Genomic DNA, 16,300 nt, shown 5'->3' on the forward strand with positions numbered 1-16,300 from the left:
CATTACAAGGAGTCATCAATGACCAAGACTGTTATCACCAGCGACAAGGCCCCGGCCGCCATCGGTACTTACTCCCAGGCGATCAAGGCTGGCAACACCGTTTACATGTCGGGCCAGATTCCTCTGGACCCAAAAACCATGGAACTGGTTGAAGGCTTCGAAGCCCAGACCGTCCAGGTTTTCGAGAACCTCAAAGCCGTGGCCGAAGCGGCCGGTGGTTCGTTCAAGGACATCGTCAAGCTGAACATTTTCCTCACCGACCTGAGCCACTTCGCCAAGGTCAACGAGATCATGGGCAAGTACTTCGACCAGCCTTACCCGGCCCGCGCCGCCATCGGCGTAGCGGCCCTGCCAAAGGGTTCGCAGGTTGAAATGGATGCCATCCTGGTCATCGAGTAATGCGTGCGGCGCAGCCTCGGGCTGCGCCGACTGCTCTGCTGTAAAGAAAGCTTGAAAGGATTCCACCATGCGCAACGCGCTTGCTCTCTCGCTGCTCGCCCTACTCTTGGGCGGATGTGCCAGCAACCCTGCCGACCGAGATATCAGCGGCACCTGGATTAACCAGGTGGCGATCGATGCTGCCGCCAAAGGCGTCCCTCTGCGTGAAGCGCTCCAGGCCTATGGCCCGAACCTGGAATGGGACATCAACACCAAGGCCGGTCAGGCCCGCTACACCAATGGTTTTGAAAATGTCGACGGCAAGCTGCTGGGTGAAGAATCCGGCGCCTGGAAAATCGACTTTTATGGCAGCTCGGCCAGCGAGCTGAAGCGTGATGGCAAGCAACTCAGCCAGTCCGCCAGCGAAAACGAGCCCGAGCAGGTTTTCGACCGCGCCCAGATTCCGGTGCCGGACGGCGCTCCGATCGGCGCCAGTTTCGAGCGTGCACTGTATTCAGCCTATATGGGCGGCAGCTGGACAATCGTCAGCGGTACCGGCGAAGGCAACACGGTTCAATTCCAGGCCGACGGCCAGGTGACCGGCCTGCCCGGCAGCGACCGCTATGCGTTGTGCCTGGCTGGCGATTGCGCCTCCATGAGCGGCGGCAATGACAACATGTGGCTGCAACTCAATGGCCAGGGCAACGCCTGGATCTTTGCGCGCAAGGGCAAGGAGCTGGAGATTTTCCAGACCGTGAACACGGCGCAGGCGGACGAAATGCCTTCGTTCACTCCGGGTGAGCGCAAGTGGTTGCTCGAGAAGCAGTAACCTGCGCATAACCCATGTGGGAGCGAGCTTGCTCGCGAAAGCGGTGTAACAGCCAACAGAGATGTTGGATGTCATGCCCCCATTCGCGAGCAAGCCCGCTCCCACAGTTGTTTCGGGGTGTCTGAAATTCAGCAACGCCCTTCAATGATCGCCCCATAACCCTCGCGAAAACTCGGATACGTCGGCTTCCAGCCCAAGGCTTTCGCCCGCGCATTGCTGCAGCGCTTGCTGCCAGTGCGACGCACGCTGTCGTCATCGGCCCATTCGGTCACGCCCAGATACTCACGCAACCAGCCCACCACATCGGCCAGCGCTGCCGGCGCGTCATCGACACCGATGTAGACATCATCCAGCGCCACGCCACGCCGATCCGCCTCAAGCAGGCACGCCATCAACCCTGCGGCATCGTCCGCATGAATCCGGTTGGCATACAACGGTGGCTCAACCGCCACGCGATAACCCCGGCGCACCTGCGTCAGCAGCCATTCCCGGCCGGGGCCGTAAATACCGGTCAAGCGCACGATACTGGCTGGAATGCCGCTTTTGAGCGCAAGTTGCTCGGCTTCGAGCATCACACGCCCGGAATAGCCCGCTGCCACGGCCGGTGAAGTCTCGTCGACCCATTCGCCATCCTGCTGACCGTAGACACTGCTACTGGAAACGAACAGCAGGCGATTGGGCAGCTGCCCGTAGTCGTTCAGCCACTCCAGCACATGCTCCAGGCCCTGGACATAGGCAGCACGGTAACCGGCCTCATCGTGATCGGTGGCCGCCGCGCAATACACCAGGTAATCCACGGCGCCAACTGGCCAAGTGGCCGGGCAGTCTTTGTTGAACAAGTCACCGGCAACGCCGATGACACCCTTGGGCAGGCGTGAAACATCGCGTCGCAGGCCATGAACCTCCCACCCCGCCGCCAGCAATTGCGTGGCCAGGCGGCTGCCGACATCACCGCAGCCGGCGATCAAAACAGTAGGCGCAGACATCAGAAAACTCCCATCGGAAAGCCACAGACTAGCGCCGGCAATAGACAGGCGGCTAGCAATGCAGGAAAAAAAGAGACGCTATTACTTTTGTTAACAAGAATTACTTGCAATAATGCACCCCACTTTTGTTCTCGGCCTTTCGAGGCCTGGAAGAACATCACCCGTTTTTTCTCTCAGGTCCGGCCAGCATGACACGCAATCAATTCCCCGCTTCGCCAACCAAACGACCTCGCGCCTGGAGCACAGCGGCCGCGCTGTTCCTCAGCCTGATGCTCGCGCCAGTCGCCGCTTTCGCCGATGCCCAGCCGCCAGCGACTCCAGCCGCCGCAGCACCCGCACCGGCCGTTGCTCCGGCCGCGACCGATCCTGCTCAGGCAGCACCGGCAGAAAACCCGGGTGAAGACGTTCCTCAAGTCCTCGAAGCCGACAACACCCTGGGCATGGCCCATGACCTGTCGCCGTGGGGCATGTACAAGAACGCCGACATTATCGTGAAAATCGTGATGATCGGCCTGGCCATCGCCTCGATCATCACCTGGACCATCTGGATCGCCAAGGGCCTTGAGCTGATGGGCGCCAAGCGTCGTCTGCGCGGTGAAATCGCCCAGCTGAAAAAATCCGCCTCCCTCAAGGAGGCCAGCGCCACGGCGGCGAAGGAAGGCACCCTCGCCAACCTGCTGGTGCACGACGCTCTCGAAGAGATGCGCCTGTCGGTCAACAGCCGCGAGAAAGAAGGCATCAAGGAACGCGTTAGCTTCCGTCTTGAGCGTCTGGTGGCGGCCTGCGGTCGCAACATGAGCAGCGGCACCGGCGTGCTGGCCACCATCGGCTCCACTGCGCCGTTCGTCGGCCTGTTCGGTACCGTGTGGGGCATCATGAACAGCTTCATCGGCATTGCCAAAACCCAGACCACCAACCTCGCCGTCGTCGCTCCCGGCATCGCCGAAGCCCTGCTGGCTACCGCGCTGGGCCTGGTTGCAGCGATCCCTGCAGTCGTGATCTACAACGTCTTTGCCCGCTCCATCGCCGGTTACAAGGCTCAGGTGTCCGATGCATCGGCACAGGTCCTGCTGCTGGTCAGCCGCGACCTCGACCACCAGCCTGAGCGCAGCTCGCAACCGCACATGGTGAAAGTGGGGTAATCGGCCATGGGCCTGCATTTGAAAGAAGGGGCAGACGACGATCTGTCCGAAAACCACGAAATCAACGTCACGCCGTTCATCGACGTGATGCTGGTGCTGTTGATCATCTTCATGGTGGCGGCCCCGCTGGCCACCGTGGACATCAAGGTCGACCTGCCCGCCTCGACCGCCAAACCGGCGCCGCGGCCAGAGAAACCGGTGTTCCTCAGCGTCAAGGCTGACCAGCGCCTGTTCCTTGGTGAAGACGAAGTGAAGGCCGAAGCACTCGGCGCCACCCTCGACGCCAAAACCCAGGGCAAGAAAGACACGACAATCTTCTTCCAGGCCGACAAAGGCGTGGATTACGGCGACCTGATGAGCGTGATGGACAACCTGCGCTCTGCCGGTTACTTGAAGGTGGGTCTGGTCGGACTCGAGACGGCAGCCAAGAAATGATCACGACGCGCCATAAGCTGACGCGTTACAGCGGTAGCCTGGCGGTGGTGCTGGGTGTTCACGCGCTGGCCATCGCGCTGGCGCTGAACTGGTCCGCCCGTCCGCCCATCGAGTTGCCGCCTCAGGCAATGCTGGTCGAACTGGCACCGGTTCCGGCCCCGCCACCGCCTGCACCGCCGAAGGTCGTCACGCCACCGCAGCCACCGGCTCCGGTCGAAGAACTGCCGATTCCCAAGCTCGCTGAAGCGCCGAAAGCTGAAATTGCCGTGCCCAAGCCGGTCAAACCCAAGCCGAAGCCGCAGCCGCCCAAGCCGGTAGAGAAGAAACCCGAACCGCCGAAGGAAAAACCGGCCGAAGAGAAACCGGCAGAAACGCAACAGACCCAGGCGCCAACGGAGAAATCCGCCCAGCCTGCGCCCGGCCCTTCGCCGGCTCAACTGGCGGCCAAGGCCAGTTGGCAAGGCACGCTGCTGGCGCACCTGCAGAAGTACAAAAAGTACCCTGCGAGTGCACAGGCGCGGGGCAAGGAAGGGATGAACCGTCTGCGTTTCGTCGTGGATGCCGAAGGCAATGTGTTGTCGTTTGAGCTGGTAGGCGCCTCGGGCACGGCCGATCTGGACCGGGCCACCCTGGAAATGATCCGCCGCGCCCAACCGCTGCCCAAGCCACCCGCCGACATGCTGACCAATGGCTCCATCGAAATCGTTGCACCGTTTGTTTACTCGCTGGAAAAACGCCGCCGGTAAAAAATGTGGGAGCGGGCTTGCTCGCGAAGACGGTAAATCATTCGACATTGATGTCGCCTGAAGCACCGCTTTCGCGAGCAAGCCCGCTCCCACAGGGTTATGCGCCAAGCAAAAGGCACCGAAAGGTGCCTTTCTCTTATCTGCCAGCGGCAAACCGGCATTGCCCGGTGTCACTCGACACTCTCAGTCTGATAACGTGCGTCTATCGATTGCAGCCGGTATGCTTGGCACGCAAATTCATGGACGCTTGCTATGACTCTCACAGAATTACGCTACATCGTTACCCTCGCCCAAGAGCAGCACTTCGGCCACGCGGCCGAGCGTTGCCATGTCAGCCAGCCGACCCTTTCGGTGGGCGTGAAAAAGCTTGAAGACGAACTCGGTGTGCTGATTTTCGAGCGCAGCAAAAGCGCCGTACGCCTGACCCCGGTCGGCGAAGGTATCGTGGCCCAGGCGCAAAAAGTGCTGGAGCAGGCCCAGGGCATTCGCGAACTGGCCCAGGCCGGCAAGAACCAGCTGACCGCCCCACTCAAAGTCGGTGCGATCTACACCGTTGGGCCGTATCTGTTCCCGCACCTGATTCCGCAACTGCACCGGGTCGCCCCGCAGATGCCGTTGTACATCGAAGAAAACTTCACCCACGTGCTGCGCGACAAACTGCGCAACGGCGAGCTCGATGCGATCATCATCGCCCTGCCGTTCAGCGAAGCCGACGTGCTGACCCTGCAACTCTACGACGAGCCGTTCTACGTCCTGATGCCGGCGCAGCACCCGTGGACGCAAAAAGAATCCATCGACGCCAACATGCTCAACGACAAGAGCCTGCTGCTGCTCGGCGAAGGTCACTGCTTCCGTGATCAGGTACTGGAAGCCTGCCCGACCCTGACCAAAGGCAACGACGGCGCCAAGCACACCACGGTGGAATCCAGCTCCCTGGAAACCATTCGCCACATGGTCGCCTCGGGCCTCGGGATTTCGATCCTGCCGTTGTCGGCGGTCGACAGCCATCACTACGCCCCCGGCGTAATCGAAGTGCGTCCACTCTCGGCACCCGTACCGTTCCGCACGGTGGCCATTGCCTGGCGCGCCAGCTTCCCGCGTCCGAAGGCGATTGAAATCCTCGCCGACTCCATTCGCCTGTGCTCGGTGGCCAAGCCCGCGGCACCGGTGGCTGTCGGTTAAGTCGTTGCCATGACCGAGTTGTCGCAAGTGTCGGTAACGGCACTCAAGGGTGTCGGTGAAGCCATGGCCGAAAAACTGGCCAAGGTCGGCCTGGAAAACCTCCAGGACGTACTGTTTCACCTGCCGTTGCGCTATCAGGACCGCACCCGTGTGGTCCCGATTGGCGCACTGCGACCCGGACAGGACGCGGTCATTGAAGGCACCGTCAGCGGCGCCGATGTGGTCATGGGCCGGCGGCGCAGCCTGGTGGTGCGGTTGCAGGATGGCACCGGGGGCTTAAGCCTGCGTTTCTACCATTTCAGCAATGCGCAGAAAGAAGGCCTCAAACGCGGTACGCGGATTCGCTGCTACGGCGAGGCACGGCCCGGTGCTTCGGGGCTGGAGATCTACCACCCGGAATACCGTGCCATCACCGGTGACGAACCGCCGCCCGTGGATGAAACACTGACCCCGGTCTACCCGCTCACCGAAGGCCTGACCCAACAGCGCTTGCGCCAGTTGTGCATGCAGACCCTCACCCTGCTCGGCCCCAGCAGCCTGCCCGACTGGCTGCCGAATGAACTGGCCCGCGACTACCAACTGGCGCCGCTGGCCGATGCGATCCGCTATTTGCACAACCCGCCCGCCGATGCCGACGTCGATGAACTGGCCCTCGGACACCACTGGGCGCAGCACCGTCTGGCCTTCGAAGAGCTGCTGACCCATCAACTGTCGCAACAACGCCTGCGCGAAAGCATGCGCTCCCTACGCGCGCCGGCGATGCCCAAAGCCACCCAACTGCCGGCCCAATACCTGGCCAACCTCGGCTTCAACCCAACCGGTGCCCAGCAACGGGTTGGCAACGAAATCGCCTACGACCTCAGCCAGCACGAACCGATGCTGCGGTTGATCCAGGGTGACGTCGGCGCCGGTAAAACCGTAGTCGCCGCCCTTGCCGCACTGCAAGCGTTGGAGGCCGGTTATCAGGTCGCGCTGATGGCGCCCACCGAGATTCTTGCCGAGCAGCACTTCATCACCTTCAAGCGCTGGCTCGAACCGCTGGGCATCGAAGTCGCGTGGCTCGCCGGCAAGCTCAAGGGCAAGAACCGCACCGCCGCGCTGGAACAAATCGCCAGCGGCATACCGATGGTGGTCGGTACCCACGCGCTGTTCCAGGACGAAGTGCAATTCAAGAACCTCGCGCTGGCAATCATTGATGAACAGCACCGTTTCGGCGTACAGCAACGCCTGGCCTTGCGGCAGAAAGGTGTCGGCGGGCGCATGTGCCCGCATCAACTGATCATGACCGCCACGCCGATTCCGCGCACGCTGGCCATGAGCGCCTATGCCGATCTCGACACCTCGATCCTCGACGAACTGCCCCCCGGCCGCACCCCGGTCAACACCGTGCTGATCACCGACACCCGGCGGGTCGAAGTCATCGAGCGGGTGCGCAGCGCTTGCGCCGAAGGGCGACAAGCCTATTGGGTGTGCACACTGATCGAAGAGTCGGAAGAGCTGACCTGCCAGGCCGCCGAAACCACCTTTGAAGACCTCACCGCCGCCCTCGGCGAGTTGAAAGTCGGGCTGATCCACGGCCGCATGAAGCCTGCCGAAAAAGCCGCGGTGATGGCCGAGTTCAAGGCCGGCAACCTGCAACTGCTGGTCGCGACCACAGTGATCGAAGTGGGCGTCGACGTACCCAACGCCAGCCTGATGATCATCGAGAACCCTGAACGCCTGGGCCTGGCGCAATTGCACCAGTTGCGCGGCCGCGTCGGGCGAGGCAGCGCCGTCAGCCATTGCGTGCTGCTCTACCATCCGCCGCTGTCGCAGATCGGTCGTCAGCGCCTGGGCATCATGCGTGAAACCAACGACGGTTTTGTCATCGCCGAAAAAGACCTCGAACTGCGCGGCCCCGGCGAAATGCTCGGCACCCGGCAAACCGGCCTGCTTCAATTCAAGGTCGCCGACCTGATGCGCGATGCCGATTTGTTGCCCGCCGTGCGGGATGCCGCCCAGGCATTGCTCGAGCGCTGGCCGACCCACGTCAGCCCGCTACTCGACCGCTGGCTGCGTCATGGCCAACAATACGGCCAAGTGTGACAACCGTCGCAGTTTCTGAGGCGTGGCCCCAGGCAAGCTGGTTATACTCCTGCAATTGTTTTAGCACGGATACAAACCATGACCGACGTTGCCTTCGCACCCGACACCCCGCACGCTCCGTCGGTTATTCGGCTGATGCTGGGCAAGTTAGGCATAACCTACGAAGAAGTGCCGGACCACCACGGCCTCAATGCCGCGCGCAAGATCCAGGCCGTTTTACTGGATGACAGCGTTGGCGCGCTGATGGTGTTGTTCCCACAGAGCCAATTGCTCGACCTCAATCGCCTCACCGAACTCACCGGTCGCCGCCTCACCGCCGTACCGACCGAGCGCCTGACAAAAATGCTCGGCAAGCACAACCTCAGCTTGCTGCCGGGCCTGCCGGCGCTGACCAGTTCACCCTGCCTGTACGACGAAAGCCTGCTGCGTGAACCGAAGCTGCTGGTCAATTCCGGTGAGCCGGGCGTGCTGCTGGAAATTTCCAGCGAAGACTTCAAGACCATGCTGACCAAGGCCAGCGCCGCCAACTTCGGCGAAAAGCTGACCAGCATCCGTCCCAACCTCGACCGCCCCGATGACGACCGCGAGGAAATCACCCAGGCCGTCCAGGCGTTCACCGCACGGCGTATCCAGCAGCGTCTGGAAGCGACCATCGAAATTCCGCCGCTGGCTGAAACCGCGCAAAAAATCATCAAGCTGCGCGTCGACCCCAACGCCACCATCGACGACATCACCGGCGTGGTCGAAACCGACCCGGCGCTGGCGGCACAAGTCGTGAGTTGGGCGGCGTCGCCGTACTACGCCTCGCCGGGCAAGATTCGCTCGGTGGAAGACGCCATCGTGCGCGTGCTGGGCTTCGACCTGGTGATCAACCTGGCGCTGGGCCTGGCCCTGGGCAAAACCCTCAGCCTGCCCAAGGACCACCCGCAACACTCCACGCCGTACTGGCAGCAATCAATCTACACCGCCGCCGTCATCGAAGGCCTGACCCGCGCCATGCCGCGCGCCCAACGCCCTGAAGCCGGCCTGACCTACCTCGCGGGCCTGCTGCACAACTTCGGCTACCTGCTGCTGGCCCACGTGTTCCCGCCGCACTTCTCGCTGATCTGCCGTCACCTGGAGGTCAACCCGCACCTGTGCCACAGTTTTGTGGAACAACACCTGCTGGGCATCAGCCGTGAACAGATCGGCTCGTGGCTGATGCGCCACTGGGACATGCCCGAAGAACTGGCCACCGCCCTGCGCTTCCAGCACGATCCAGCCTACGATGGCCCTTACGCCGAGTACCCGAACCTGGTGTGCCTGTCGGTCCGCCTGCTGCGCAGCCGAGGCATCGGTTCCGGTCCGGACGAAGACATCCCCGACGCCCTGCTCGAACGCCTCGGCCTGACCCGCGACAAAGCCAACGACGTGGTCAGCAAAGTCCTCGAAGCCGAAGTACTGCTGCGCGAACTCGCCTCGCAATTCACCCAAGGCTGAAAAGCATCGCGGGCAAACCGCGCCCCCACAGGATTTAGATAATCCCTGTGGGCGCATGCCTTGCCATGGGCTGCGATCCGAAGACGCTTCTGTGGCGAGGGGGCTTGCCCCCGTTCGGTCCAACAACGACAACAAGCAAGCGCACTGCTATGATTTGACTGCAAACAGAGGGCTTTCCGATGACCCAAACAGCGGCTGCCAGTGTTGCAAGCCAAGTCCGCAAGCTTGCCAAGCACCACAAGATCACTGCCGAACCTGACGGCATGAGTCGTATGGCCGTGACCATTACTTGCCTGGCTGGCGATATCGTCGAACTGGATGGCGTCGAACAGCTGCTGGTCAATCTCAAGAAAAAAGGTGCTCTGAGCAAGTCGGAGGCCCTGGCGCTGCAAGGGCGTTACCTTCAGGAGAGGCGCTCGAAGAAACGTAGCGCATGACGTTTGATCCTTTCGGCGATTTCGAAACGGCTGGCTACCTTCAAAATTCGCTACAGCTGAAAGACCCCACTGAAGTCAAAGAGTCAGAACATTTCGCGTTCGAATTGAGCATCGAAGAGGCCCTGGCCTATCTGGCCAAGACGAAGCCGATCGATTACACGTCCGTCCTCAAAGTTCATGAAATCCTCTTCTCCGGCTTCTATCCCTGGGCAGGGAAAGACCGGAACGAACTGGTCCCTCATCTGGCCGTCTTCAAGGGCCTGCACGGCGATCCGCGAGCCACCGTCTTTGAGCATCCGAACGCCATCAAGATGTCTGTCGACTATGCACTGGAGCTTGCAGCGGACCACAAGCGTTTCAGAGAGCGCCCTGGCGAAGTAATGGGCCAGCTAGCATTCGCACACCCCTTTCTTGACGGCAATGGGCGCACGATCCTGTTGGTCTTCATGGAACTCTGCTATCGGGCCAGGTTCGCCATCGACTGGTCAAAGACCACCAAAGACGACTACCTGCGGGCACTCAGTGACGAAATTCGAGAACCTCGCGAGAGGCATCTCGACCATTACCTGAAACCGTTCGTAGTCGATATCGCCAGTCGCGACGAGTGGCCAGCGACCATCAGTAGCATCAGAGGCCTGGATGGCCTGGACAAGGAAGGCATTACTTACGAGAGCCTGGATAATCCGGAAGTCCAGCAGATCTACAAGACTTACAGGGCCCGATCACTCGACACATCAGGCCCGCAGGAGTCGGATGACTGAAAACTTACGACGAATCCTCGCGGTCGGCCGGAAAAAACCACAAGCCTTAGGCCCAATGCCGATCAGTTAGACGAACCCAGACGCTACACCCTCCTTGTAGCAGCTGCCGAAGGCTGCGTCCGGCTGCGCAGCAGTCGTAAAATCAGAGTTCGCGGTACGTCTGAGAGATCGTGCAAGCCGGATTTACGACTGCTGCGCAGCCGGACGCAGGCTACGCCAGCTGCTACAGATTGCGTTGTGGCTTAACTAAGCGGCATTAGCCTTAGGCTTGGCCTTCTTCGGCTTCAAATACTTGGTCAGCCCCTGGAACCAGATCACCAGCGCCGGGTTGCCCTTGATCTGGATCGACTTGTCCTGAATCCCCGTCATGAACGCCAGTTGCTTGTTCTTCGCCTGCATCGTGGCAAAGCCATACGCGGCGTCTTTAAAGGCAATCGCAAACGCAGGCTCGGCATGCACACCCGATTGGCTGGTAATGCGCTGGTCCTTCACCCGAAAGTGCCGCGCCACTTTGCCGTCCAGGGTCTGCAGCTGAAACACCAGGTCCTTGTCACCCAACTGCTGCTGAAACGCCGGATTGGTCCGGCTGGCCTTACCCATCAACAAACCCAGCATCCACAGCAGAAAACGAAATTTCATGCGCACAGCCTCAGAAGAAAATTGAACGGCCGGGGCAGTGTAACGGCTTCGAACAGGAACGCCACCATCGAGTTTCGTTAGAAGAAGATGTCGCCGTTTTTGACGCTGATGACTACCAAGTCATTGACGAAACACGTCTTTCAGTTGCTTTCAAAAACTACAATTTCTTGACCTGAATTTGAGTTATTGCATTGATATCGCCAATGGTTTCATCGCTTTTGCGTGGTGCCTTGAATGAATCAATAGCCGATTACAGTCAATCGCCCTCCATCATTACAGCGAGCGTCATATTGATGAACTCTTCGTTCTTGCTGATGGTAGAGAGGGCGCTACGCACGTTATTGGCGACGTCATCTGATCCACGCTGCTCGACCCAGTTCGAAAGCTCCATGATGGCGGCTTCGAGAGCAATTTGGTTTTCGTTGATCTTTTGCAGCAGGGATGGGAGTAGATCTAAATTTGGCATCGTGAATCCTGCTTAGGTCATTTGCTGCCTTTGGCAACACTACGTCATTTCCTTGTCGATCATGACTACGAAACATCATGGTCAAACTCAATGTAGCTTAACGGTCAGATGCAACCCAAATGGTTGAGCAGGCACGTGAAAAGAGACGTTTAAGTGGAGTGCGATTTCGTACCTATTCCCCGCAACCTTCTCGGAATTTTCCTTCGAAAAGTAGAGCCCTCCATGAACTATTCACCTTCCATATCCCCGGTTAACCTCTGTTCATCACCGCAAAAAACGGTGACACGGACGTGCAAGTCCGGTACATATCGCCGCGCAAACGCCTCGCAAACCATTGAGCATTAAAAATGCTTTTTTGGATCGCTATATGGCGGCTGTGCGTGGGAGGTCCCTTTGGGACCTGCCGGGGTCCGATATGCCCGGTCTTGCACACCTGCGCACGGCTGCCACCACCATTCGAATGCAAGCGAAAAGGTGTCAGTCCCTAAACACACATATCGGGATACACCAATGATCAAGCCAACACCCAATCCGCCAGATAACCCTGACACATCTCCCTACGAGGGCCTCGATACCAAAAGGCTTCATGAAGCCGCGGAACGCGCCCTAGATCACCATCTTGCCCCACCAAAACAAACACCACCAAAACGCAAAGGCCAGCTCTTCAGCGTGTACCCAAACGTCAACACCGAAGCATTACTCGCTAACGCCTCAGAAGACCTACTATCCATCAGCGCCATAGCCGCCGATCTCGCAGACGATGTTGATGGCTCGCGCCGCTCTATTGCCTTGGCAATCAGCCGCCTGGCTGATGGAGTTCATTTACTGGTGGAGCGAGCACTGGATCATCTAGATGACCCAGAAATACCGGGGAGTCTTGTCAAAGCATAAAGCTGGATCAAAATTACTCGCGCAGAGAAAGCACAGCCCCAATTGTCGTAAACAATTGGGGCTGATTTTTTGAAGCAAGCCATGATTGGATAATTGCACGGACTGCCCACCCATTTGCATTCGACCTGACCAGTCATTTGCATTGGATTTGACTAGCACGATTCATGGACATGACCGGCAGAGAACGACCCATAGCTGCCCTTCGCGGAGGGCAGCTAACGGCCCAGAGTGTGTAAAAACGCTTCACAAAAATTGAAGTATGCGCATCTGTGTTAAATCTGAAATTTATCGGCACGTCAGCAGATGTGGATTTCGCGTAGAAACGCGATTTCCAGTCCGATTTTGAGTACCTGTCGCGCTCAAAAACGTTTTTACACAGCCTCGGCCAGAAGCGGACGGTCGAAGGTTCTGTTAAATTGATAGAAACTCAGTGCCTGTTCGAGAACTACTGTCGATGAGAATTATTCGAAGCAAAGATTTCACCGCCACTCGCGCTTGGGGTGCTGACGATATCGCTAACATGGGCGGAACCACGGTCCGTCTCCACTGGACCGACCAGCCATACAAGTGGCATGTAAACGATGGTGAAGAGGTATTTGCAGTCCTCGATGGCACGGTCGATATGCATTATCGCGAATCGGGCATCGAGCGGATCGTAACACTGGTGGTTGGCGACGTGTTTTTCGCGGGAGTAGGATGTGAACATGTTGCACATCCTCATGGGGAAGCACGGATTCTGGTTATCGAACGTGAGGGCAGCGTTTGAGTTCGCAAGGCTGTCGCTCATGATTACCTACTCGTGGTAATTATATTGTCTTTCGTATACCGACTTGGTTCATTACATTAAAAATATTCAACGAATGACACGACCGTCCGCATGTTGGGTCGTTTTCTGCCCCTAATGACAGGCAAGAATCGACCCATAGCTGCCGGTCAGCAAAGAAAGAATTCAGCTCAAAATAGACACCTGTAGAGCAACGGCCGACTCCGGTCGAAAACCTTCTGTTTTTTTCTATGATGGAGAGCTAGTCTCGCTTGGCAAGTCTACGAGCGCTCTATTTATTGATCGATTTATAATTTCTTTTAAGCAGTGTCCGAATAAAGTCCCAGCGCGAGCTTTAGTTTCTCTCTCTAAAAGTGTCTTGACAGACACTACCCACTCTCGTTCCTTGACGATATCGGACATGCTTTTATTTCTATAGCGCTCCCTGAAGAATTGGCAGGCGCCATCAAGTTCATTGGCCTTGAGTGCTAACAAAGCCTCGACGAAGGCGGACGGGGCGAGACTATTTAAGATTGGAACATCATAATACGTACCGCTGCCATAATTTGAACTGTGAAGCTGTTGAGAGAAGTCCGACGGGGCGGCTTTTAGAAGTGCTAGTAGCTCTATGCTTATGGTCGGGAAAGTATCAAGATAGGCTTCCTCCTCTTGTTGCTTTAGGTGTTCGCAGAATTCGCGAAACTCCTCTCGCTCACAATATATGTAGCCCATCCCCATCGCTGACTCATCATCACGAAAACCGGTAATGCGCCGCTTATTGAAGTGTCCGTCTTTACGAAGAACGGTGACGCAGTTTTTAGCCGTGACAATAATTTGATCAATGCTCTTGTTGATTAGGCCGTTGTCAGAGAAGAAGAGCATCATTCCGAAAACGTGTTTTAACTCATAATGAGCAGTCAGTTGCGAGTTTTCAAACTGATTCCAGACCTCAGAAACTAATATTCTGAATTCGTCATCCGTGTGGCTTCTAAAGTTCCACAGTCTCACCCAAGTGGGGGAGCTTTCGGTGAACAAGTATTTAGAGTTTTTCAGTTGATCACAAATGACATCACTATTAATAATTCCGCTGCCTAGTATGTCTAGCCAAACGTCTTGCTCAATAAGAGTGTCGTGAGTGTCAAAATTCCTATACTTTTCGACCAGTGTTGTAGCCAGTGGTTTTTCATGGTTTCCTTGTTGTTTTTCACGCTTCTCCGACACTGCATACGCAATCCATTGCTTCTTTAAATTACCGATATCACAGGCGGACATTTTCCCATGTCGAATTTCAATAGTGAAAATAAGGAAAAGGCGTAGAAGGTGTGCCATCAACTCAGAAGATTGGGTAACATCCTCTGGTAGCTTATGCTCGAGACGTGCGAAATCGAGTAGTGCCTGTCGTAGATGACGCAAATTCTTGTAGTTCGACTGGAAGTGTGTTTCCTTGATTAACTCTCGATGAGCTTCGAAAAACTGCTCTGATCCTGTGTCGTTGATGAAGTTGTCTAAAGCATCATCAATTTGCGGTGTGATTTCAAAAGTTTTTCCAACTAGTTTTTCTTTGATGGTTTTGTAGTTTTCGTCTTTTACAAGTTCATCTTCGTTCGCGACCAATATTACCTTATAGTCTTGATGTTCGACAAAATGGTTTATATAGCCGAGCAAGTCGCTAAGCTTTATCGAACAACGTTCAATGTCATCGAAAATCAAAACTAGACCAGATGTATTTCTAAGATATTCAGGTAGATTTAAGCTGGGGATGGATATGCTGGCTGAGCCATCAGGCTTTCCATCCATATCTAGATCGACTTTTAAAGTTGCTTTTAGAGCCCCCCTAAGAACCTTACCTGCGATCTCCATTCCTTTATTTGATAGTATGGGATGAAGTTTCCTGTAAAATTCATACTCGATAGCTGAGAAGGAGTTAAGCCCGTAAAGACTAATATAAAGCTCGCGCCCTTCTTTTTTTCTAATGGCATTGGCTAGTTTTTCTACAAACCATGTTTTACCTGAACCCCATGCTCCCTTAAGAAGCAGAGCATATTGTGGAGGGGTAGGAGAAAAGCAGTATTCAAGAGCGAAGTCATGAATGTGGGAGTTGCTCATATAAACCTCGCCTAGGCTGGTAATGGAAAGTAAACGACCTTACGGTATCTCCATCTGGAACGCGTCAAAATTCTCATGCGACTGGCAGCTTCAACCGATTGTGGTCTGCCACGAGGCAACTATCGGGCCAAGATCAAAACGCTGTCAGCACAACGACTTCTGGTAATAGAGCCGGGTATGTCCCGGTGGATAGTCTGCCAGGCGTCCGAATTCGGAGTAGCCAAGTTTTTGATAAAAACCGGGTGCCTGAAAGCTGAAGGTCTCCAGCCAGATACCAGTGCAGTTCTTTTTCTGAGCGATATCTTCGGCCATGCGCATTAGCCGTTCTCCGATACCTTGGCCACGCATCGACTCGGGAACGCTGACAAGGTCAATGAGCAGCCAGCGATAGGAGAACTTTCCGTATAGCCCGCCTATAACTTCGTTACTGTCAGGGTCTCGTAGCAACAGGGCAAATGTTTCATAGGCGTCGTCCCCACCGTTGGCCAGATTATGGGCCAGTAACGGAGTCAATATTCCTAACCGCTCTGCTTCAGTCGCATTTTCCGAAAGCTGGATTTCTACAGACATGTCGCTCTCCCTGAGCTGTGAGTAACTGGGTCAACAAGGTAGCCCATTTCTGTCACCCCATGGTGAATCAGTAAATGCATCAATCGTCCGTTTTTTGATGGGCTGAATGGCTGCTCTTGGCCGTTCTCTGCCGATCATGGTTACAACGCGTGCTGGTCAGGTCGAATGCAAACGGGTGGTCAAGTGAAGCGCAATTTCGCAATGATTCAGGAATTCCCTTATCACACATGGAAATGGTTCTTCCCTGGATTCCGTGAAGAACCTTTTTTACCCGCGATATTTATTTACCGCCAGGCACTCACCACCCTGGCACCGATCGACTACGTGTTGAGGCGCATCAGCGACTCGACGCTGTTCTTCCAACTCGAAGCTCAACCCTGAAACAGCCCGGCGGGCGGACTGAAA

Annotated in this window: 18 protein-coding genes; 13 read left to right on the forward strand and 5 right to left on the reverse strand. The window is 56.8% G+C overall.

Features of this window, described 5'->3' with window-relative positions:
- Positions 1-18 precede the first annotated feature (18 nt).
- Together PMI28_RS08265 and PMI28_RS08260 are read left to right on the forward strand one after the other, a co-directional pair.
- Positions 19-399 carry a RidA family protein gene (locus tag PMI28_RS08265; protein ID WP_003229509.1) on the forward strand — a complete coding sequence of 127 codons (381 nt, stop codon included), beginning with the start codon at positions 19-21 and terminating at the stop codon, positions 397-399.
- Between the two features lie 67 nt (positions 400-466).
- Positions 467-1,207 (forward strand): hypothetical protein, encoded by a 741-nt coding sequence (locus PMI28_RS08260; RefSeq protein WP_007989583.1) that lies wholly within the window; start codon positions 467-469, stop codon positions 1,205-1,207.
- A gap of 128 nt (positions 1,208-1,335) precedes the next feature.
- Here PMI28_RS08260 and PMI28_RS08255 read toward each other — a convergent pair whose 3' ends face one another.
- The gene (locus PMI28_RS08255; protein WP_007989585.1) at positions 1,336-2,193 is read right to left on the reverse strand and encodes an SDR family oxidoreductase; all 858 of its coding nucleotides are present in this window, start codon (positions 2,191-2,193) and stop codon (positions 1,336-1,338) included.
- A gap of 188 nt (positions 2,194-2,381) precedes the next feature.
- Between PMI28_RS08255 and exbB the strand changes: the two genes are divergently transcribed.
- From exbB to PMI28_RS08215, 8 genes are all read left to right on the forward strand, one after another.
- The gene (gene exbB, locus PMI28_RS08250; protein WP_007989587.1) at positions 2,382-3,335 is read left to right on the forward strand and encodes a tonB-system energizer ExbB; all 954 of its coding nucleotides are present in this window, start codon (positions 2,382-2,384) and stop codon (positions 3,333-3,335) included.
- Positions 3,336-3,341: 6 nt separating this feature from the next.
- Positions 3,342-3,770, forward strand: coding sequence for a TonB system transport protein ExbD (gene exbD, locus PMI28_RS08245; protein WP_007989589.1), 429 nt, complete (start codon positions 3,342-3,344; stop codon positions 3,768-3,770).
- Positions 3,767-4,516, forward strand: coding sequence for an energy transducer TonB family protein (locus tag PMI28_RS08240; protein ID WP_007989592.1), 750 nt, complete (start codon positions 3,767-3,769; stop codon positions 4,514-4,516). The genes exbD and PMI28_RS08240 overlap by 4 nt, the downstream gene beginning before the upstream one ends.
- Before the next feature lie 252 nt (positions 4,517-4,768).
- Positions 4,769-5,698 (forward strand): hydrogen peroxide-inducible genes activator, encoded by a 930-nt coding sequence (locus PMI28_RS08235; protein WP_007989594.1) that lies wholly within the window; start codon positions 4,769-4,771, stop codon positions 5,696-5,698.
- A 9-nt stretch (positions 5,699-5,707) separates the two neighbouring features.
- Entirely contained in the window at positions 5,708-7,783 is a 2,076-nt protein-coding gene (gene recG, locus PMI28_RS08230; protein WP_007989596.1) for an ATP-dependent DNA helicase RecG, read from the forward strand.
- A 78-nt stretch (positions 7,784-7,861) separates the two neighbouring features.
- The gene (locus tag PMI28_RS08225; protein WP_007989597.1) at positions 7,862-9,262 is read left to right on the forward strand and encodes an aminoacyl-tRNA deacylase and HDOD domain-containing protein; all 1,401 of its coding nucleotides are present in this window, start codon (positions 7,862-7,864) and stop codon (positions 9,260-9,262) included.
- Between the two features lie 179 nt (positions 9,263-9,441).
- On the forward strand, positions 9,442-9,699 hold the full coding sequence (locus tag PMI28_RS08220) for a hypothetical protein (RefSeq protein WP_007989598.1): 258 nt from the start codon (positions 9,442-9,444) through the stop codon (positions 9,697-9,699).
- Complete coding sequence (locus PMI28_RS08215) at positions 9,696-10,460, forward strand: Fic/DOC family protein (protein WP_007989600.1); 765 nt, start codon at positions 9,696-9,698, stop codon at positions 10,458-10,460. Before PMI28_RS08220 ends, PMI28_RS08215 begins: the two co-directional genes overlap by 4 nt.
- 246 nt (positions 10,461-10,706) lie before the next feature.
- Here the strand turns inward: PMI28_RS08215 and PMI28_RS08210 are convergent, their stop codons facing one another.
- Positions 10,707-11,099 carry a hypothetical protein gene (locus PMI28_RS08210; RefSeq protein WP_007989602.1) on the reverse strand — a complete coding sequence of 131 codons (393 nt, stop codon included), beginning with the start codon at positions 11,097-11,099 and terminating at the stop codon, positions 10,707-10,709.
- A 256-nt stretch (positions 11,100-11,355) separates the two neighbouring features.
- Positions 11,356-11,565: a hypothetical protein gene (locus tag PMI28_RS08205; protein ID WP_007989605.1), complete on the reverse strand. Its 210-nt coding sequence runs from the start codon at positions 11,563-11,565 to the stop codon at positions 11,356-11,358.
- 510 nt (positions 11,566-12,075) lie between these two features.
- On the opposite strand from PMI28_RS08205, the gene PMI28_RS0128800 reads away from it, so the two are divergent.
- Both PMI28_RS0128800 and PMI28_RS29860 read left to right on the forward strand, forming a co-directional pair.
- On the forward strand, positions 12,076-12,456 hold the full coding sequence (locus tag PMI28_RS0128800; protein WP_033063510.1) for a DUF6124 family protein: 381 nt from the start codon (positions 12,076-12,078) through the stop codon (positions 12,454-12,456).
- A 454-nt stretch (positions 12,457-12,910) separates the two neighbouring features.
- On the forward strand, positions 12,911-13,222 hold the full coding sequence (locus PMI28_RS29860; protein WP_081501456.1) for a cupin: 312 nt from the start codon (positions 12,911-12,913) through the stop codon (positions 13,220-13,222).
- A 246-nt stretch (positions 13,223-13,468) separates the two neighbouring features.
- On the opposite strand, the gene PMI28_RS08195 is transcribed toward PMI28_RS29860, so the two are convergent.
- Together PMI28_RS08195 and PMI28_RS08190 are read right to left on the reverse strand one after the other, a co-directional pair.
- On the reverse strand, positions 13,469-15,325 hold the full coding sequence (locus PMI28_RS08195; protein WP_007989609.1) for a P-loop NTPase fold protein: 1,857 nt from the start codon (positions 15,323-15,325) through the stop codon (positions 13,469-13,471).
- Between the two features lie 144 nt (positions 15,326-15,469).
- The gene (locus PMI28_RS08190; protein WP_007989611.1) at positions 15,470-15,895 is read right to left on the reverse strand and encodes a GNAT family N-acetyltransferase; all 426 of its coding nucleotides are present in this window, start codon (positions 15,893-15,895) and stop codon (positions 15,470-15,472) included.
- Positions 15,896-16,078: 183 nt separating this feature from the next.
- On the opposite strand from PMI28_RS08190, the gene PMI28_RS08185 reads away from it, so the two are divergent.
- Positions 16,079-16,276, forward strand: coding sequence for a hypothetical protein (locus PMI28_RS08185; protein ID WP_157395782.1), 198 nt, complete (start codon positions 16,079-16,081; stop codon positions 16,274-16,276).
- Positions 16,277-16,300: the final 24 nt, after the last annotated feature.

It is taken from the genome of Pseudomonas sp. GM48 (genome assembly GCF_000282335.1).
Lineage (GTDB): Bacteria > Pseudomonadota > Gammaproteobacteria > Pseudomonadales > Pseudomonadaceae > Aquipseudomonas.

Coding starts and splice junctions, on each gene's coding strand:
- PMI28_RS08205 (WP_007989605.1), bottom strand. CDS start 11,565: ATGCCAAATTTAGATCTACTCCCATCCCTGCTGCAAAAGATCAACGAA.
- PMI28_RS08265 (WP_003229509.1), top strand. CDS start 19: ATGACCAAGACTGTTATCACCAGCGACAAGGCCCCGGCCGCCATCGGT.
- PMI28_RS08210 (WP_007989602.1), bottom strand. CDS start 11,099: ATGAAATTTCGTTTTCTGCTGTGGATGCTGGGTTTGTTGATGGGTAAG.
- PMI28_RS29860 (WP_081501456.1), top strand. CDS start 12,911: ATGAGAATTATTCGAAGCAAAGATTTCACCGCCACTCGCGCTTGGGGT.
- PMI28_RS08260 (WP_007989583.1), top strand. CDS start 467: ATGCGCAACGCGCTTGCTCTCTCGCTGCTCGCCCTACTCTTGGGCGGA.
- PMI28_RS0128800 (WP_033063510.1), top strand. CDS start 12,076: ATGATCAAGCCAACACCCAATCCGCCAGATAACCCTGACACATCTCCC.
- PMI28_RS08225 (WP_007989597.1), top strand. CDS start 7,862: ATGACCGACGTTGCCTTCGCACCCGACACCCCGCACGCTCCGTCGGTT.
- PMI28_RS08255 (WP_007989585.1), bottom strand. CDS start 2,193: ATGTCTGCGCCTACTGTTTTGATCGCCGGCTGCGGTGATGTCGGCAGC.
- PMI28_RS08190 (WP_007989611.1), bottom strand. CDS start 15,895: ATGTCTGTAGAAATCCAGCTTTCGGAAAATGCGACTGAAGCAGAGCGG.
- exbB (WP_007989587.1), top strand. CDS start 2,382: ATGACACGCAATCAATTCCCCGCTTCGCCAACCAAACGACCTCGCGCC.
- PMI28_RS08240 (WP_007989592.1), top strand. CDS start 3,767: ATGATCACGACGCGCCATAAGCTGACGCGTTACAGCGGTAGCCTGGCG.
- recG (WP_007989596.1), top strand. CDS start 5,708: ATGACCGAGTTGTCGCAAGTGTCGGTAACGGCACTCAAGGGTGTCGGT.
- PMI28_RS08195 (WP_007989609.1), bottom strand. CDS start 15,325: ATGAGCAACTCCCACATTCATGACTTCGCTCTTGAATACTGCTTTTCT.
- PMI28_RS08220 (WP_007989598.1), top strand. CDS start 9,442: ATGACCCAAACAGCGGCTGCCAGTGTTGCAAGCCAAGTCCGCAAGCTT.
- PMI28_RS08235 (WP_007989594.1), top strand. CDS start 4,769: ATGACTCTCACAGAATTACGCTACATCGTTACCCTCGCCCAAGAGCAG.
- exbD (WP_007989589.1), top strand. CDS start 3,342: ATGGGCCTGCATTTGAAAGAAGGGGCAGACGACGATCTGTCCGAAAAC.
- PMI28_RS08215 (WP_007989600.1), top strand. CDS start 9,696: ATGACGTTTGATCCTTTCGGCGATTTCGAAACGGCTGGCTACCTTCAA.